Source organism: Hymenobacter sediminicola, from assembly GCF_014250515.1.
GTDB classification, from domain to species: Bacteria; Bacteroidota; Bacteroidia; order Cytophagales; family Hymenobacteraceae; genus Hymenobacter; species Hymenobacter sediminicola.
The window spans coordinates 2,111,267-2,127,768 of record NZ_CP060202.1; the positions used below are offsets into that span (position 1 = coordinate 2,111,267).

15 protein-coding genes and 1 pseudogene are annotated in these 16,502 nt (G+C 60.0%); 11 read left to right on the plus strand and 5 right to left on the minus strand.

Features of this window, described 5'->3' with window-relative positions; translation table 11 throughout:
• Position 1: 1 nt before the first annotated feature.
• On the minus strand, positions 2-460 hold the full coding sequence (locus tag H4317_RS08930; RefSeq protein WP_185889772.1) for a nuclear transport factor 2 family protein: 459 nt from the start codon (positions 458-460) through the stop codon (positions 2-4).
• Positions 461-700: 240 nt separating this feature from the next.
• Here H4317_RS08930 and H4317_RS08935 point away from each other — a divergent pair, with 240 nt between their 5' ends.
• The 6 genes from H4317_RS08935 to H4317_RS08960 all read left to right on the plus strand — a co-directional run bounded on the left by H4317_RS08935 (position 701) and on the right by H4317_RS08960 (position 4,738).
• The gene (locus H4317_RS08935) at positions 701-874 is read left to right on the plus strand and encodes a DUF6728 family protein (protein WP_185889773.1); all 174 of its coding nucleotides are present in this window, start codon (positions 701-703) and stop codon (positions 872-874) included.
• A 10-nt stretch (positions 875-884) separates the two neighbouring features.
• Positions 885-1,241, plus strand: coding sequence for an MmcQ/YjbR family DNA-binding protein (locus H4317_RS08940; protein ID WP_185889774.1), 357 nt, complete (start codon positions 885-887; stop codon positions 1,239-1,241).
• Between the two features lie 168 nt (positions 1,242-1,409).
• A complete protein-coding gene (locus H4317_RS08945) occupies positions 1,410-1,787 on the plus strand; it encodes a hypothetical protein (protein ID WP_185889775.1) in 378 nt (125 codons plus the stop codon).
• Positions 1,784-3,403, plus strand: a complete 1,620-nt coding sequence (locus H4317_RS08950) for an FAD-binding protein (RefSeq protein ID WP_185889776.1) — start codon at positions 1,784-1,786, stop codon at positions 3,401-3,403. Before H4317_RS08945 ends, H4317_RS08950 begins: the two co-directional genes overlap by 4 nt.
• A gap of 205 nt (positions 3,404-3,608) precedes the next feature.
• Positions 3,609-4,013 carry an Rrf2 family transcriptional regulator gene (locus H4317_RS08955; RefSeq protein WP_221899192.1) on the plus strand — a complete coding sequence of 135 codons (405 nt, stop codon included), beginning with the start codon at positions 3,609-3,611 and terminating at the stop codon, positions 4,011-4,013.
• A 74-nt stretch (positions 4,014-4,087) separates the two neighbouring features.
• Entirely contained in the window at positions 4,088-4,738 is a 651-nt protein-coding gene (locus H4317_RS08960; protein WP_185889778.1) for an NAD(P)-dependent oxidoreductase, read from the plus strand.
• Positions 4,739-5,051: 313 nt separating this feature from the next.
• Here the strand turns inward: H4317_RS08960 and H4317_RS08965 are convergent, their stop codons facing one another.
• Positions 5,052-8,000 carry a leucine--tRNA ligase gene (locus H4317_RS08965; RefSeq protein WP_185889779.1) on the minus strand — a complete coding sequence of 983 codons (2,949 nt, stop codon included), beginning with the start codon at positions 7,998-8,000 and terminating at the stop codon, positions 5,052-5,054.
• A gap of 257 nt (positions 8,001-8,257) precedes the next feature.
• Between H4317_RS08965 and H4317_RS08970 the strand changes: the two genes are divergently transcribed.
• Positions 8,258-9,811, plus strand: coding sequence for a DUF4139 domain-containing protein (locus H4317_RS08970; RefSeq protein ID WP_185889780.1), 1,554 nt, complete (start codon positions 8,258-8,260; stop codon positions 9,809-9,811).
• Here H4317_RS08970 and H4317_RS08975 read toward each other — a convergent pair.
• Complete coding sequence (locus H4317_RS08975; protein ID WP_260625869.1) at positions 9,791-10,510, minus strand: spheroidene monooxygenase; 720 nt, start codon at positions 10,508-10,510, stop codon at positions 9,791-9,793. The genes H4317_RS08970 and H4317_RS08975 overlap by 21 nt on opposite strands.
• A gap of 199 nt (positions 10,511-10,709) precedes the next feature.
• Positions 10,710-11,222 carry a pyridoxamine 5'-phosphate oxidase family protein gene (locus tag H4317_RS08980; RefSeq protein ID WP_185889781.1) on the minus strand — a complete coding sequence of 171 codons (513 nt, stop codon included), beginning with the start codon at positions 11,220-11,222 and terminating at the stop codon, positions 10,710-10,712.
• A gap of 149 nt (positions 11,223-11,371) precedes the next feature.
• Here H4317_RS08980 and H4317_RS08985 point away from each other — a divergent pair, with 149 nt between their 5' ends.
• The 4 genes and pseudogenes from H4317_RS08985 to H4317_RS19370 all read left to right on the plus strand — a co-directional run bounded on the left by H4317_RS08985 (position 11,372) and on the right by H4317_RS19370 (position 15,648).
• Entirely contained in the window at positions 11,372-11,986 is a 615-nt protein-coding gene (locus H4317_RS08985; protein WP_185889782.1) for an acyl carrier protein phosphodiesterase, read from the plus strand.
• 185 nt (positions 11,987-12,171) lie between these two features.
• On the plus strand, positions 12,172-13,167 hold the full coding sequence (locus H4317_RS08990; protein WP_185889783.1) for an aldo/keto reductase: 996 nt from the start codon (positions 12,172-12,174) through the stop codon (positions 13,165-13,167).
• A gap of 309 nt (positions 13,168-13,476) precedes the next feature.
• Positions 13,477-14,388 (plus strand): helix-turn-helix domain-containing protein, encoded by a 912-nt coding sequence (locus H4317_RS08995; RefSeq protein ID WP_185889784.1) that lies wholly within the window; start codon positions 13,477-13,479, stop codon positions 14,386-14,388.
• A 267-nt stretch (positions 14,389-14,655) separates the two neighbouring features.
• Positions 14,656-15,648, plus strand: a pseudogene (locus tag H4317_RS19370) (aldo/keto reductase).
• 197 nt (positions 15,649-15,845) lie between these two features.
• Here the strand turns inward: H4317_RS19370 and H4317_RS09005 are convergent.
• Entirely contained in the window at positions 15,846-16,361 is a 516-nt protein-coding gene (locus H4317_RS09005) for an FKBP-type peptidyl-prolyl cis-trans isomerase (protein WP_185889785.1), read from the minus strand.
• Between the last annotated feature and the right edge of the window lie 141 nt (positions 16,362-16,502).

The window sequence follows — 16,502 nt, forward strand, 5'->3', positions numbered from 1 at the left end:
ACTACTTGCATTTCTCCTTACGCCGCGTGTCGATGATGTGGGCAATTTTCCAGCCTCCGGCCAGCTTCACCAGCTGAAACGAGTTGTAGCCGCAGTGGCTGAAGGTACTGCCGAGGTAGAACTCGTACGGCGTCCAGACGCTGGCCAAGTTGGCATCAATCAGCACCTTATCGAAGCTGATACGCTCGTCCCATGTTTCCTTGTGTGGCGTGCCCACGGCCTTCACAAAGTCCGACGGGTTTTCGGCGAGCAGCTTTGTTTGGCTGTTGCGGGTGCTGAGCGTGTGAAATACCGCACCGGGAGCCAACGTAGAGCGCACCAATGTACTGTCGCCCTTGCGCATACCATCAAAGAAACTCTGCACGGTTTTCTTCACGGCTTCCGTTTCAGTAGTGGAGGTTTGGGCATGGGCGGCCGATGCCGACAGCAGTAGCGCAACAGGCAGGAACAAGTGTTTCATGAGTAGCATTGGTTGGGATGCTAGAGAGACGCGAACCAGCCGCTACTCGTTGCGGGACTCCGGTAGCCTGAGTTGTAGCTCGTCGATTTTTCGGTGTCCTGCTAAGGCGTAGTTTGAGTTTTGTTCGCGGGTAGTTGCGTATAGGTTGCTTTACCGCATTCTGGAAGGCTTTTGCTGCCTTGGATAAATCTTTTCCGGAGCAGCCGTGTTACCTTCACAGACCCGAATCAACCCACTACCATGCGCAAAGACCTGTTCAACCTCGGTCCCGTTTTTGGCTACTTCTTCCGCAAAAACGACCCCGGCCGGCATACCAATTTCAATCTGCGGACCATGCACTTCATCAATAAGCTGAGCATGGCCATGTTCCTGGTAGGGTTTCTGGTGCTGCTCTACCGCTGGTTTATCCGCTAAGTCGAGCCGCATGAACATCGAGGATTTCCGCGACTATTGCCTGCTAAAAGCCGGCGTGACGGAAGAAACCCCCTTCGGCCCCGAAACGCTTGTGTTCAAAGTAGGGGGCAAAGTCTTCGCCCTCACCGACATTGATACGTTCGGTAGCATCAACCTGAAGTGTGACCCGGAGCGGGCCCAGGAGCTGCGCGAACAGCATGACTATGTGCTGCCGGGCTACCACATGAACAAGAAACATTGGAACACCGTGCTAATCGGCACCGGCATTCCGGGCGGCCAGCTGCGTGAGCTGATAGACCATTCCTACGATTTGGTGCGAGCGTCGCTGCCAAGAAAGCTGCGCCAGGAGCTTGCCGAAGCGGAGTAGCAGCGCACATCCTTAGAGAATGAAATAGCACAGCCCCCTTATGCCTGGGGCACAAAAGCCGTTTCGAGAGTGCCAGTTGGTACTCTCGAAGCGGCTTTCTGTTTGGTGTTCTTGCTTGGAGTACTGGATTTTATATATAAATTATGCTATATAAAAACTGCTTCCGCTATGACGCCATTTCAAGCAATAGCCGCACTGGTGCTGGCCGGCGGCCTGTCGGGCTGCATGACCACCCGGATTGCCACCGTCTACGACTGCGACGGAGTCGTGAACGACCCGAACAGCACGCGGCTGGTGACGGCGTATTTCTGGGGGCTAAAGCAACCCACGGACATCAAGCCGCCTTGCGACTCGCGCTCCAACCACCTCAATAGCGTCACGGTAACGAATACGTTCGGGCATTTCCTGCTTTCCCTCGTGACGGTAGGCATCGTGACTAAACAGCGCGTGAGCTGGTGCTGCGCGCCCTATATGCCCGCCGTAGACACGCTAGGAATGGGGCCGGCTGCGCCATCTCAGCCCTCAAGCGCAGTTCGAAAGCCATGAGCCTACCCAACGGAATTGAGGCGCGTCCGATGGCGGAATGGACCAACCGCCACGAAAACTTCACGCAGCGCCTAACGCCCTCCGCTTGCTTCAAGCTGCGCATCCCGAGCCTGCCCACCAGCCAGGAGCAGTATCGCCAGACCACATCCAACTTTCAGTGGCTGATCCGCTACGGCATCGAGCACAACGTGCGGCTGCGGGCGTTGGGTAAAGGCTGGTCGTTTTCGGAAGTGGCCGTCACGGATGGAGGGCTGGTGGATACCATGGCCCTGCGGCAGTCGTTTGCCCTGAAACCCACAATGGTGACGCCCGCTTACCAAACGGCCGGCCGCACCGCCGACAACCTGTTTTTCACGGAGTGCGGCATGAGCATTGTGGGCTTGGAGCAGCAGCTGGAACCCCGCGGCAAGTCGATTCGGGCTTCCGGAGCCAGCAATGGGCAGAGCATTGCGGGGGCGCTATCTACGGGTACGCACGGCGGGGCATTCCGCTTCGGGGCACTGCCCGAAACCGTAGTGGGCCTGCACCTCGTGACCGGGCCCGACCGGCACGTATGGCTGGAGCGCGCCTCGTATCCGGTGGCTTCGGCGAAGTTTACAGACTGGCTGGGTGTAACCGAAGTGCTCCATGAAGACGACCTGTTCAATGCTGCGCTGGTCAGCTTCGGGAGTTTCGGGTTCATCCATGGGGTGCTGCTGGAAGTGGAGCCGTTGTTTCTGCTGGAAGATTTCAGCGCCTACCGTGTGCCATACCGCGAAGGAGTGAAGCAGCTCATGACCCACCTCGACTTGACCGGTCTGCAGCAGTGGCTGCCGCTGCCGCTACAGGACCCTACCCGTCAGGCCTACCACCTCACCATCATCATCAACCCCCACCAATTCGACCCCACGGGCGCCGACCCGGAGCGCGGCGTATATGTGCAACTGCTCTTCAAAACGCCCTACCGAACTGACTATCCGCGCCGGCCCGCGCCCGCGCCGGGCTTCACTTACGGCGACAGTACGCTGGGCCTCATTGAAACCGTGCTCGACCACCTGGGCAGCCTGAGCACGACGCTGGTCCCGGCCCTCGTAAACCGGCTGTATCCGCTGGCTTTTGAGAAAACCAACGGCACGGCGGGCACCATAAGCGAAACCTTCGACAACACCAACATCCGGGGCAAAGCCGCCAGCGCCGCCATCGGCATCGACAACCACGACGTACCCCGCGTACTCACCGAAATTCACCTGCTCAACAAGCAACTGCCGTTTCCCGGAATTCTGGGGTTGCGCTTCGTGAAGGGCACCCGCGCCACGCTCGGCTTCACCCGCTTCCCGGTGACGGCGGTGCTGGAGTTTGATGGGGCAGAGGGCCGGGATACGCGCCGGTTTTTGGAGCAGATATGGGTCCGGCTCGAAACCCTAAACATTGCTTACACGCTGCATTGGGGCAAAATCAATTTTAACCTGACCGAGACCCGGCTCCGCCGCATGTATGGCGAAGCCGCCGTGAACAGCTGGCTCCACAGCCGCCACCACTTGCTCGATGCGCCTACGCGCCGCGTCTTTGCCAATGCTTTCATGGAGCGTTGCGGCCTCGACAAAGAGCCTGTGCCTAGTCCTAGCCCGGTAGCATAACGAAGTGCGTCGCATGCTCAGAGTGGCTTGCGAAACTCAAGCTGCAAAGTATGCGGTAGTTATAAGTGGCAGTCGAATGGATTTTTTACTCATGTTGTAACTGCATTGGTTACAATGCGTATCTTTGTCTTAAATACGCCCAGCCGGTTTGTGTTGGACTTTCTTACTTATGCAGATCAGCAGTCGTTTTTCCGTTGCCGTACACGTGCTTTCCTTGCTGGCGCTGCCGGAGCAGGATGGTGTGCTGCTGACTTCGGAGCGTATGGCAGGCAGCGTAAACACCAATCCGGTAGTGATTCGGCGGATTCTGGGGCAGCTCAAGAAGGCCGGGCTGGTGGAAGTGCGGCCGGCTTCGGGCGGTACGTTCCTGACGCGCCAGCCGGCGGCCATCACGCTGCTGGAAGTGTACCGCGCCGTGGAAGTGGTGGAGGAAGGCCAGCTGTTCAGCGTCCACGATAAGCCCAACCCCGCCTGCCTGGTGGGCCGCCACATTCAGTCGGCGCTGGATGATACGCTGCAGCGCGCCCAAACGGCCCTGGAGCAGGTGCTGGCCCACACCACCCTGCAGCAGGTAACCACCGACATTGCGGCCAAAGCTCTCATTGCCTGATATTTTTTTGCGTCTGATTGTAACCGTATTGGTTACAACAGGTTTCTTTTTCTCTTCACCTTAACCTTTTGCTCATGAAAATTGCCCTCATCGGTGCCACCGGCTTTGTTGGCTCCCGCATTCTGGCTGAAGCCCTGCAACGCGGCCATCATGTAACCGCCCTCGTGCGCGACCCCGCCAAACTCACCCAGACCTCCGACCACCTGACCGTGGTAACCGGCGACATAACCCACATCGACGAAACCGCCCGCCAGCTGGCCGGCCACGACGTGGTCATCAACGCCTTCAGCGCCGGCTGGACCAACCCCAACCTGTATAATGACTTCCTGGAAGGCGCCCGCGCCATCGAGGCGGCTACCGTACAGTCAGGCGTAGCGCGGCTGGTGGCCATCGGCGGGGCTGGCAGCCTCTACATCAACGGCCAGCAGCTGGTCGACGGCCCGGACTTCCCCGCCGACATTAAGCCCGGTGCCCAGGCCGCCCGCGACTACCACAACGAGTTGAAAACCAACGATACCCTCGACTGGACGTTCCTCAGCCCCGCCATCGAAATGCACCCCGGCATCGACACCGGCCGCACCGGCCACTACCGCCTCGGCACCGAAAGTCCGGTCTTCAACGCCGAAGGCCGCAGCATCCTCTCAGGCGAAGACCTGGCCGTAGTAGTCCTCGACGAAGTAGAGCAGCCCAAACACAGCCGCCAGCGGTTTACGGCGGCGTACTAGGGCGTTGCCACTAGACCGTCATTCCGAGTGAAGGCGGAGCCGGAGCCGAGGAATTTCGCGTGCTGACGTTGCCAAAGTAACCGTCATGCTGAGCTTGCCGAAGCATCTCTACCGCTTCGTTTGGGCGGTTTAGTAGCCCAGGGTTTAAACTCTGGGCTATGGAGCGGTTATCGGTATAATCAGGTTGAGTAGCCAGCGGTAGAGATGCTTCGACTGCGCCTCCGGCTTCGCTCAGCATGACGTTCTTAATAAAGAAGAAAAGGCCCGCTGGATGTATCCAACGGGCCTTTTTGCTACTGGCTAACAGCTAAAACTACACCACCACGTTTACCATGCGGCCGGGCACGACGATGAACTTCTTGGGTTCCTTGCCTTCGGCGAAGCGGGACAGGAAGTCGGAGGCGCGCACGGCGGCTTCGATGTCCTGGGCGGTGGCGGTGGCGGGGAACTGCAGCGTCTCGCGCACTTTGCCGTTGATGGCCACGGGGTAGTTCACGGTGTCTTCCACCAGATACTCCTCCCGGAACTCGGGGTACTGGGCGTGGCTGATGCTGCCGGCGGGGTGGCCGAGCTGCTGCCACAGCTCCTCGGCGAGGTGCGGGGCGTAGGGGGAGAGCAGCAGCACCAGCGGCTCCAGGATGGCGCGCTTGTGGCAGTCGAGGGCCGTCAGCTCGTTCACCGTAATCATCAGGGCGCTGACGGTGGTGTTGAACGAGAACTTCTCGATGTCCTCTTCCACCTTGCGGATGGCCTTGTGCAGGGCCTTCAGCTCCTGGGGCGTCGCAGCAGTGTCGGTTACGGCGAAGGTGCCGTCCTGGGGGTGATAGAGGCGCCAGAGCTTCTTGAGGAAGCCCGCCACGCCGCTCATGCCGTTGGTGTTCCAGGGCTTGTACTGCTCCAGCGGCCCAAGGAACATCTCGTACAAACGCAGCGCATCGGCCCCGTACCGCTCAATCAACGTGTCCGGGTTCACCACGTTGTACTTCGACTTCGACATCTTCTCCACTTCCACACCGACCACATATGTGTCGTTGTCTTCGAGGATGAACTCGGCGTTAGCGTACTCCTCGCGCCAGTTGCGGAAGGCTTCGACGTCGAGAACATCGTTCTCCACAATATTCACATCGACGTGGAGAGGAGTAACGTAATCATCAATATTGTTCGTCTTTTTATGGTCATCCATATAGACGCTGACTTGATGACCAGTTTGCTTAGAAAGCTTAGCTGATATCATCTTCATTGCATCAGTCAATCGCACATCATCAAGTCCCTGTAGAGAGTTTTTGAGTGCGCTAGAGATGAAAATGGATGGGGTATGATAGTTCTCAGCCGTAGCATCGCCTATGACGCCACCGGAATCTGCCAACCGGTACACGAAGTTCGAGCGGCCCAGAATCATACCCTGGTTGATGAGCTTCTGGAAGGGCTCGGGGGCCGATACCACGCCGAGGTCTTTCAGGAAAAGGTGCCAGAAGCGGGAGTAGAGCAGGTGGCCCGTAGCATGCTCTGCGCCACCCATATATAAATCAACTTGCTGCCAGTACTGCTCGGCTTCTTCGCCCACAAAACGACCGGTGTTCTGCGGATCCATGTAGCGGAGGTAGTACCAGCTGGAGCCGGCCCAGCCGGGCATGGTGCTCAGCTCGTACTCGTAGAGGCCCTTGTATTTCCAGTCTTTGGCGCGGCCCAGGGGCGGCTCGCCGGTTTCGGTGGGCTTGTACTCGTCGATTTCCGGGAGCACCAGGGGCAGGTCGGCCTCGGCCACGCCATAGGCGGTGCCTTCCTTGTAGTAAATCGGGATGGGCTCGCCCCAGTAGCGCTGGCGGCCGAAGATGGCGTCGCGGATGCGGAAGTTGGTTTTGCCCTTGCCGATGCCGCGCTGCTCCAGCTCCCCGATCAGGGTTTGGGTGGCCTGCTGGTAGTTCTGGCCTTTGATGAGGCCGTGCAGGTAGAGGCCATCCTTGGTGGGGTCGGCCTGCTCGTCAATCTGCTGGGCATCCACTACCTGCGTGATGGGCAGTTGGAAGTGCTTGGCAAACACGTAGTCGCGCTGGTCGCCGGAGGGCACGGCCATTACCGCGCCGGTGCCGTAGCCAGCCAGCACGTAATCGGCAATCCAGATCTGGATGGGCTCGTTGCTGAACGGGTTGAGGGCGTAGGAGCCGGTGAAAGCGCCGGAAACCGTCTTGGTATCGGCCATCCGGTCGCGCTCCGAGCGGCGCTTGGTGGCGTCGATGTAGTCCTGAATTTCGGCCTGCTGCTCCGGCGTGGTCAGCTCCTGCACCAGCTCATGCTCGGGCGCCAGCACCAGGAACGTCGCGCCGTAAATAGTATCCACGCGCGTCGTGTAGACTTTAATCTGCGCCTGTTCGTGGCCCTGCACCGCAAAGGTTACTTCCGCGCCGATGCTTTTGCCAATCCAGTTGCGCTGCATTTCCTTCACGGCGTCGGGCCAGTCGAGGGTGTCGAGGCCCTGGAGGAGGCGGTCGGCGTAGGCGGTGATGCGCAGGTTCCACTGGGGCATCAGGCGGCGCTCCACGGGGAAGCCGCCACGCTCCGAGAGGCCGTCTTTTACTTCGTCATTCGAAAGCACCGTGCCCAGGCCGGGGCACCAGTTTACGTAAGTGTCCTGCTGGTAAGCTAGGCGGTAGGGGTGCACGGCCTGCAGGCGCTGCTTTTCGGTGAACGACTGCCACTGGCCCGCCGTGAAGCTGTGGCGCTCCTCGTCGTCGCCGGCCGCGCGGATACCCTCGCTGCCGTTCTGCTCGAACTTCTCCAGCAGCGTTTTCAGTGGCTCGGCCTTATTGGTATCGAGGTTGTACCAGCTATTGAACAGCTTGAGGAAAATCCACTGCGTCCACTTATAGTAGGCCGGGTCGGAGGTGCGCACCTCACGGCTCCAGTCGTAGCTGAAGCCTAAGGAGTTGAGCTGCCGGATGTAGGTATCGATGTTCTGCTCCGTCGTGATGGCCGGGTGCTGTCCGGTCTGGATTGCGTACTGCTCGGCGGGCAGGCCAAACGAGTCGAAACCCATGGGATGCAGCACGTTGAAGCCGCGTAGGCGCTTGTAGCGCGACACGATATCGGAGGCAATGTAGCCCAGCGGATGGCCCACGTGCAGCCCCGCCCCGCTAGGGTACGGGAACATGTCGAGCACGTAGTATTTGGGCTTGTCGGAGGCGTTATCGGCCTTGAACGTCTGCTGGTCTTTCCAGTGGGCTTGCCACTTTTTCTCAATATCCTGGGGATGGTAGCCGGGCATGGACTTCTACTTGGAGGTTGCTGCTGAACCGGCGAAATTAAGCGGAAATGCCGGGAATGCCGCCTCTTTTCCTGGCTGCCGCCTCGGCAGCGCAACGGCCCTAGCCGCTGTGGTTGCCGAGAAGGATACTGGGTTCTGACCAGTTTTGAGTAGGGCAGAGGATGAAGGCGGCATGATGAGAAGCCAGGATTGTGATGCGGAAGAAAGTTGTGCAATTTGCCCAGCCATGTTCCCGAATGCCTTTTTCTTCGCTTTCTATGTCAAAATATTACTCTCTGCTACTTGCCAGTATGCTGCTAGCCTTGCGTGGTAGAGCGCAAACCGCCCCAACAGTGCGGCCGGCGCTGGTGGCCGCCACGCTATATCTGAACGGCACCACGCTGGAACACCAGGCGCAGGTAACGCTGACGGCTGGCCAGAACCGGCTGGCATTGGAAGGCCTCTCGCCGCTGCTCGACCCCGAATCAGTGGAAATTGAGCTTGGCCCGGGCGCCGAACTGCTCAGCGTAAGCAACGACGAAGAGAATGCCAATCCGGTAGCCCTAAACCAGGCCGCCGCGGACAGCTTAGGGCGTAATATGTCGGAGCAGGCGCGGGTAGAAGCCGACATCAAGGGCTTGGAGCAGGAGCGCACCTTTCTACTGGCCAACCAGACATTGCCGACGGGCACTCAGGCCAATTGGAGCGCTGAAGTGCAGAAAGGTGCTACGCTAATGCGTACTCGCCTGCCTGCTATTCAGCAGGAACTAGGACAGCGGCAGGCTACGCTAGCCCGTCTGCAGCGGCAGGCTGGCCAACTGAGTCCGCGCGCCGCCGCGACGGGGGCCGCCAACCGGCTGGTGGTGCAGGTGCGTGCTACCCGCCCCTTTTCTGCCCCGCTTACAGTGCGATACTACGTGCCAGGCGCGCAACCTTGGAGTCCCGACCTGGCTATCCGCGCCAACGGTAGCGGGCGGGAATTGAAGTTTGTCACGCGCGGGCAGGTGCGCAATCAGTCGGGCCTACCTTGGGCACGGGTGCGGGTGGTACTGTCTAGGCAGGATATTGGCCGCCGGGTGGCGAGGCCGGTGCTGGAGCCTTGGGAACTGCACCGCGACGGGCAGGGTAGCGGTGGTGAGGGCCGAGTGGATAAGTTTGTGGTGAAAGGCACGGCCAAAGGCCGCCCGATGGAAGCCGCCAGCAGCCGCTACGAGGTAGCGGAGCCAGTAACGCTAGCCGCAGGTGGACGGCGCGAGCTGACGCTAAGTAGTGTGGATCTGGCCGCCCGGCCGGAGTATCTGGCCATCCCCCGGCTTTCGGAGCACGTTTTTCTTCAGGCCAAGGTGACCGGCTGGCAGGGACTGCAGCTGCCTGATGCGGCGAAAGTGTATTACCGGGGCGCCTATGTAGGCAGCACCCAACTCGATGGCCGCGCCTTCAACGACTCGCTGGAAGTTGCGCTTGGCCACGATGAGCAGTTGGTAGTGAGCCGGGCCAAGCTGGAGGATTTCAGCGAAAACGTGGCTCTCAGCGACAAGCGCCGGGTGCACCTCACCTACGAGTTGAACGTGCTTAACAATCACCCCACTGCCGTACGGGTGCGGGTGCTGGACGAAGTGCCGATATCCGCGGATAAGGAGATTGTAGTGAAGGTGCTCGATATCAGCGGGGCCCAGCTCGACGAGCGTACCGGCAAGCTTACCTGGCTGCTCACGCTGGCTCCCGGAGCCAGCCAACGGCTGAAGTTCGGCTTTCAGGTCGATTATCCTAAGGACGAGAATGTGGAAATCATCCGGCGTCGCACCCGGATTTCAGCTCCCAAGACGCGGTAGAGCGGCCAGCGTATCGGTTGGGTTGCGGCCGTCCCAGGTGCCTTCGGTGTGCAGCACCCGGAAACGCGCAAACAGTTCCTCGCCGTACCACTGTTCCTGACGCGTGAGGCGGATAACTTCCTTATGCTTTGGGCTGCGGTATGCGTATTCCTGCATGGCTTGGGCTGAGTCCCACAGGCTCACGGTAGCCTGGCGCACTACCGGCAGCTCGCCCAGTCCGATGGCGGCGCATACGCCCGGGGCCTCGGCAATAGTGGCACTCACGGGAGCCACGTAGCGCCAGAAACGCGGCGTTTTCTGCCACCGGATGGAGGCGCGCGTGAGTACCATCACCGGGCCGTCGGCGGCGAGTGGGTTCTCGGATGGGTAATCAAATGGGTTCACGCCGTCCCAGAGGCCGTGCGACTTGAGTGGGGCCAGCCACGCCGTCCAGATTTCCTGGGTGCGCTGCCGGTACTGCTGCCACAGCGGGTGTGCCTCAAAAAACGCCTGCGCGGCTTCCTCCGATTCCCACACCGCCATAAACCCGTAGCGGTATAGGTTGGGCAGCGCCCCGAAACCACCCGCGCCGCTTCCTAGCAGCTTCTGAAACCGCAGCCCCGGCACGCGCTGTAAAGGCCGCTGGGCCGTGCCCATCTGCGCAAACGCCCAGCGCCGTTGGTTGGGAAGCAAGGTGAGTATGGAAAGGGTGGTGAGCAAGAGGCGGATTGAATAATAAAAAATTGGAAGCTGGTAAGATAGAATCCGCTGTGAACGTCATGCTGAGCATGTCCAAGCATAACGGATGATCTGGACGCATCAGCCTAGTGAGTGCTCTGTGCTGGATACCCATACCCCCAAAACAACAAAAAAGGCCCGGAATTGCTTCCGGGCCTTTCTCAAAATCGATAAGCGAAACTTACTTCACTTCTACTTTCGCGTGTTGGTTCACGTCGTCGGTTTTGGTCCGCTCGCCGGTGGCTAGGGCGCGCACATAGGCGTAGGCCTGCGTGATAATATTGCCCGGCGACTCCCAATACTCGCCTTTTTCGATGGTCACTTCAAGGATGTAAATGCTCTCATCCTCTTTGCCTTTCGGGAACCAGGCGCGCATTGGCTCGCTCCACAACTCGTTGATTTTTTTTTGGTCGCGGTAGGCTTTGGCTGAGCCCGACACCGATACATAAATGCTGTCATCGGTATTGGAATAAGCCAGGTTTACTTGCTGGTCCTTCTTCACCTCATACACTTTGGCCGAATTTTTATCGGTGAAAAAGTAGAGGCTGCCGCTGGTATCGGGCTTGATAGTGCCCATGGGGCGGCTGCGCAGGTGGTGCTCCTCGTCGGAAGTGGTGAGCATGGCAATGTGCACATCCTTGATCTTCTCAATCAGCTTGGCGAGGTCGTTGGTTACGGGCGTTTGGTCGGCCATGAGGGTAGGTATTGGATAGGAAAGAATCGGAGAAAGAGCCCTGCGGGATGAAACTCAGCCGGGCCAACATGCTTCAAATACGGTTGTGCAGGGCAGGAGGTTGACTTCCCGCGCCGCATTGCCCACATTTTACCGACCTTCCGCTGCTCATGAACTTCCTCGCCCACTTACTGCTCTCCGGTTCGTCCGCCACCACACCTGACTACGCTGATATAGTGGTGGGCAATTTTGCGGCCGAAGCCGTGCGCGGCCGCGCGACCATGGAAACTTACCCGGCCGCCGTGCAGCGCGGTATCCGCCTGCACCGCTTCATCGACTCGTTTACCGATACTCACCCCGTGGTGCGACGCACCACCGCCCGCCTGCGCGGGGCGGGCTTGGGCAAGTGGGCCGGCGTGGTGTCGGATGTCGGCTTCGACCACCTGCTGGCCCGCGACTTCGCGCAGCATCACCCCTTGGAGCCGCTGCCGCAGTTTGCGCAGCGCCAGTACCAGCTGCTGCACCAGCGCCGCCACGAGCTGCCGGAGCGTTTGCAGGAAATGCTGCACTATATGCGCCAGCACGATTGGCTAACCGGCTACGCCCACCCCGAAGGCCTGCACCGCGCTTTGCTGGGCCTGAGCCGCCGCGTGCCCGCCGCCGCCGTGCTGGCCACCGGGGCCGCCGCGTTTCTGGCGGAGCTGCCGGCCTACGAGGCCGATTTTGCGGAGTTCTGGCCGGAGTTGCGGGCAGGGGTGGAGGGGAATGGAATCGTTGGAAAGTAAGCTGCTGGGCTGTTCTATGTTGCGTAGCCTACCTCACCGGAAGCCTACGCAAATAGACTAAATAGAAAAATACCTGCCCACCCGCGGTTTGTATTGCAGATGCGCGGGTTTGTGTAGCTCCGGCAGGGCGGCGGGATAGGACCTTTGTAACGGAAAATACGTCACCCTTTTACGACTCCGTTACGATGAGCAACCTCAAACGAGTACCCTTGGGCAGCCAGGGTTTGGAAGTGCCGGTAGAAGGCCTGGGGTGCATGGGCATGACCAGCGGTGTAGGCGGCATGAGCGTGTACGGCGAGGCCGACGAGCAGGAAAGCCTGGCTACCCTGCACCGCGCCCTGGAGCTGGGCGTAAACCTGCTGGACACCGCCGACCTCTACGGCCCGCTGCTGAACGAGCAGCTAGTGGGCCGCGCCATTGCCGGCCGCCGGCCGGAAGTCATTCTGGCCACCAAGTTCGGCTTCGAAGTGGATGACAGCGGCACCTTCACCGGCCAGCTCAACGGTCACCCCGCCTACGCCCGCAAGTGCCTGGAACGCTCCCTGCGCAACCTCCGCACCGACTACGTGGACCTCTACTATCTGCACCGCCAGGACCCGCAGGTGCCCATCGAGGACAGCATCGGGGAAATGAGCCGCTTCGTGGAGGAAGGCAAGGTGCGCTACCTGGGCGTGTCGGAAACGCCGGTGGAGGCATTGCGCCGGGCCCATGCCGTGCACCCCATTACGGCCCTGCAAACCGAATATTCGCTGTTCGATAGGGGCGTGGAGGAAACCGGGGTGTTACAGGCGGCCAGGGAGCTGGGCATCGGCTTCGTGGCCTACTCGCCGCTGGGCCGGGGCTTTCTGTCAGGCGACATCAAGAGCCCCGACGATTTCGAGGCCAACGACTCGCGTCGGATTTTCCCGCGCTTTCAGGGCGAGAATTTTTACAAGAACCTGGAGCTAGTGCAGAAGCTCGAAACCCTTGCTGCGGCCAAAGGCGTCACGTCGGCGCAGCTGGCGCTGGCCTGTGTGCTGGCCCAGGGCGTAGTGGCTATTCCGGGCACCAAGCGCCGCAAGTATCTGGAGCAGAACGTAGCCGCCGCCCACCTCACCCTCAGCCCCCAGGAGCTGGCCGAGCTGGAAGCCATTATACCGGTCGGCGGTGCCGTAGGGGCAGCGTATCCGGAAGGTTTCTAGGTTCTGTTTGGATGTAGAGACGCAATATTTTGCGTCTCGTCGTTGCTGACGTTGAAGCTGTGCGGAAGTACGTTCTAAAGCCGCAGGAACGTCATGCTGAGCTTGCCGAAGCATCTCTACCGCTTTGTCTGGATTACTACTGCAACGAAGCGGTAGAGATGCTTCGGCAAGCTCAGTATGATGGTCAATTGACTGTTTACATAGCTTCGTTGTTTCGGCTGCAACTCACCAGCCGTTCAACCACGAGAGGCTAAGGGTCGCGTCTCTACATCGTGCCGGACTATCTTGTTCTTTTCTTGTTCTTCTGTGATGAAACCAGCCGCTCAGCCCTTCCGCCTGCTTGCTTCGGTGAGCGACTTTGCCCAGCATTTTGGGTTTCCGCCGCCGGTGCATCCGTTGCTGTCGGTGATTGATTTGTCGCAGCACCGCAACCCGCCCGTCACGGGGCCGGCATTGCGGCAGCTTTACATCATTACTCTGAAAAAGGGGCTGAAGGGCCGGCTGCAGTACGGGCACCGCACCTACGATTTCAGTGAGGGCGTGCTGGCATTCTACGCCCCCGGCCAGGTGTGCGCCAGCGACCCGTCGGTGGATTTGTCGGAGCTGGAGGGCTGGATGCTGGTGTTTCACCCCGATCTGCTGCTCAAGCACCCGCTGGGCCGGAAGATCTTGGGCTACACCTTCTTCTCCTACCAGGTAAGCGAGGCCCTGCACCTCTCGGCCCGGGAGGAGCAGCTGCTGGAAGGCCTCGTGCACACCATCCGTGCGGAGCACGAGCAGCCGATTGATACCTTCAGCCAAGACGTGCTGGTAGCCCAGCTCGACGTGCTGCTGAGCTACGCCAACCGCTTCTACCACCGGCAGTTCCTCACGCGCCGCACCGCTGAACACGACCTGCTAACCCGCTTCGAGCAGGAGCTGCACGACTATTTCGCTCAAAGCGCCGAGCGGCCCCTGCCCACCGTGCAGCATTTCGCCGACGCTCTGCACGTGTCGCCGGCCTACCTCGGCGACATGCTGCGCACCCTCACTGGCCAGAGTACCCAGCAGCACATCCACCAAACGCTCATCGAGAAAGCCAAACAACTGCTGCTCAGTACGTCGCTATCGGTGAACGAAACGGCCTACCAACTAGGCTTCGAGTATCCGCAGTATTTCACCCGCCTGTTCAAAAGCAAAACCGGCTTCACACCCGCTGCCTTCCGGCTGTCGGTGCAGTAGAGGCGGGTGGATAGGGGCGGAACTGTCATGCTGAGCAAAGGCGCAGCCGCAGTCGAAGCATCTCTACCGCTTCGTTGCCATTGTATTTGATTAGACAGACTTAGAGATACTTCGACTGCGGCTGCGCCTTCGCTCAGCATGATAGTCTGTTTAGATTGTTCACTCCCGCTAACGGCTCCATTTTCTACTTCTTTTCCTATGCAACTGACAGATTTTCGCACCCTAGGCCGCTCCGGCTTAGTGGTGAGCCCGCTGGCGTTGGGCACCATGACGTTCGGCACCCCGCGCTGGGGTTCTTCGGACGAGGAATCGGGCGCCATTTTCCGGGGCTACGTGGAGGCCGGCGGCAATTTTATTGACACGGCCAACGTGTACGCCAAGGGCCGCAGCGAGGAGCTGGTGGGCCGCTATGTGGCCGAAGGCCAGTTGCGCGACCAGCTGGTGCTGGCCACCAAATCGGGGTTTCATAGCGGGCAGCCGGGCAACCCGCACGGCGGTGGCAACGGCCGTAAAAACATCCACCAGGCCCTAGAAGCTTCGTTGCGCCGCCTCCAGACCGACTACGTGGACCTGTACTGGCTGCACGTCTGGGACATGGTGACGCCCGTGGAAGAGGTGTTGCAAACCCTCGGCGACCTGGTGCGGGCCGGCAAAATCCGCTACTTCGCCTTCTCCGATATTCCGGCCTGGTACGCCACCAAGGCCGCCACGCTGGCCGCCGCCCACGGCATTCCCGGCCCCATTGCTCTGCAGCTGGAATACTAGTTGGTGGAGCGGAGCATCGAGCACGAATACGTGCCCGCCGCCCGCGAGTGTGGGCTGGGCATCACGCCCTGGAGCCCGCTGGCGGCCGGATTTCTGGCCGGCAAATACCAGCGCGCCACCGGCCCGGGCGCCAGAGCCCACGGTGAAGGCCGCCTCGCCGGCCCCAATCCGTTTCAGGACAGTAAGTTCACCGAGCGTAACTGGCAGATTCTGGAAGTGCTGCAGGCCGTAGCCGCTGAGCTGGACCGGCCGCCGGCCCAGGTGGCGCTGGCCTGGGCGCTGGCGCAGCCCGGCATTACCTCGCTCATCCTCGGGGCCAGCCAGCTCGCGCAGCTTCATACCAACCTCGCCGCCCTCGACCTGCACCTGACCCCGGCGCACCTGCAACAACTACACGAAGCCAGCGTGCCGGCCCCGGCGTTTCCCTACGCCATTTTCACGCCCGCCATCAACAAAGGCGTTTTCGGGGGCGTTTCCGTGCAGGGTTGGCGGTGAGGGGATGACATTGCATCAATGCACGTCATGCAGAGCGGAGCGAAGCATCTCGCGTGCTGAGGTTGCAATACTATTCCTGCGTCAGCACGCGAGATGCTTCGGCTGCGCCTCTGCATGACGTGCTTTTTTAGTCCCTTTAAACCAAAAAGAGCGACCCTCGCGAGTCGCTCTTCTTGTTTTCAAATAAGGCTGGAAACCTAGTGGTGATGCCCGCCTTCACCGTGTACGTGGCCATGGTCCATTTCTTCCTGGGTGGCTTCGCGTACTTCGGCTACTTTGCCGTCGAAGTGCATCACCATGCCAGCCAGGGGGTGGTTGAAGTCCATTTTCACGGCCGAGTCGCCGATTTCCAGCACCTTACCCTGCATGTGGTGCCCCTGGTTGTCGGCCATGGGCAAGAAGTTGCCGACCTGCAGCATTTCGCCGTCGATCTGGCCATCAATTTCAAATACGTTCTTCGGAATTTCTACCACGGCCTGCTCGTCGTACTCGCCATAAGCCTGCTCGGGAGTGAGCGAGAAAGTGAACGAGTCGCCAGTGCTTTTGCCGCTGAGCTGGCGCTCGAACTCTTCGGGCAAGCCACTCTGGCCAAACAGGAACACCATCGGCGCATCTTCCTCGGCCGATTCTACGAGGACTTTCTCTTGGTTTTCGTCGGTTACGCTCAGGTCGTAGGTGATGGTAACGACTTTGTTTTCGCTGATTTGAGCCATACTGCAAGTGGACGGATACGTCCGGGATGGGTTGTAGGAAAGGTTTAGGGCAGCTAGTTACGGAAATGACCTGTAATTCTGGCCGCTCCAGATGTAGGATACTCCCTCAGCGGGAGGATGGTTCGAGGAAATCAAAATCCT

Excerpts from the sequence above, each read along its gene's own strand:
- H4317_RS08995 (WP_185889784.1), top strand. The coding sequence starts at position 13,477 with ATGAAACCAGCCGCTCAGCCCTTCCGCCTGCTTGCTTCGGTGAGCGAC.
- H4317_RS08930 (WP_185889772.1), bottom strand. The coding sequence starts at position 460 with ATGAAACACTTGTTCCTGCCTGTTGCGCTACTGCTGTCGGCATCGGCC.
- H4317_RS08935 (WP_185889773.1), top strand. The coding sequence starts at position 701 with ATGCGCAAAGACCTGTTCAACCTCGGTCCCGTTTTTGGCTACTTCTTC.
- H4317_RS09005 (WP_185889785.1), bottom strand. The coding sequence starts at position 16,361 with ATGGCTCAAATCAGCGAAAACAAAGTCGTTACCATCACCTACGACCTG.
- H4317_RS08960 (WP_185889778.1), top strand. The coding sequence starts at position 4,088 with ATGAAAATTGCCCTCATCGGTGCCACCGGCTTTGTTGGCTCCCGCATT.
- H4317_RS08945 (WP_185889775.1), top strand. The coding sequence starts at position 1,410 with ATGACGCCATTTCAAGCAATAGCCGCACTGGTGCTGGCCGGCGGCCTG.
- H4317_RS08970 (WP_185889780.1), top strand. The coding sequence starts at position 8,258 with ATGTCAAAATATTACTCTCTGCTACTTGCCAGTATGCTGCTAGCCTTG.
- H4317_RS08965 (WP_185889779.1), bottom strand. The coding sequence starts at position 8,000 with ATGCCCGGCTACCATCCCCAGGATATTGAGAAAAAGTGGCAAGCCCAC.
- H4317_RS08950 (WP_185889776.1), top strand. The coding sequence starts at position 1,784 with ATGAGCCTACCCAACGGAATTGAGGCGCGTCCGATGGCGGAATGGACC.
- H4317_RS08980 (WP_185889781.1), bottom strand. The coding sequence starts at position 11,222 with ATGGCCGACCAAACGCCCGTAACCAACGACCTCGCCAAGCTGATTGAG.
- H4317_RS08990 (WP_185889783.1), top strand. The coding sequence starts at position 12,172 with ATGAGCAACCTCAAACGAGTACCCTTGGGCAGCCAGGGTTTGGAAGTG.
- H4317_RS08985 (WP_185889782.1), top strand. The coding sequence starts at position 11,372 with ATGAACTTCCTCGCCCACTTACTGCTCTCCGGTTCGTCCGCCACCACA.
- H4317_RS08940 (WP_185889774.1), top strand. The coding sequence starts at position 885 with ATGAACATCGAGGATTTCCGCGACTATTGCCTGCTAAAAGCCGGCGTG.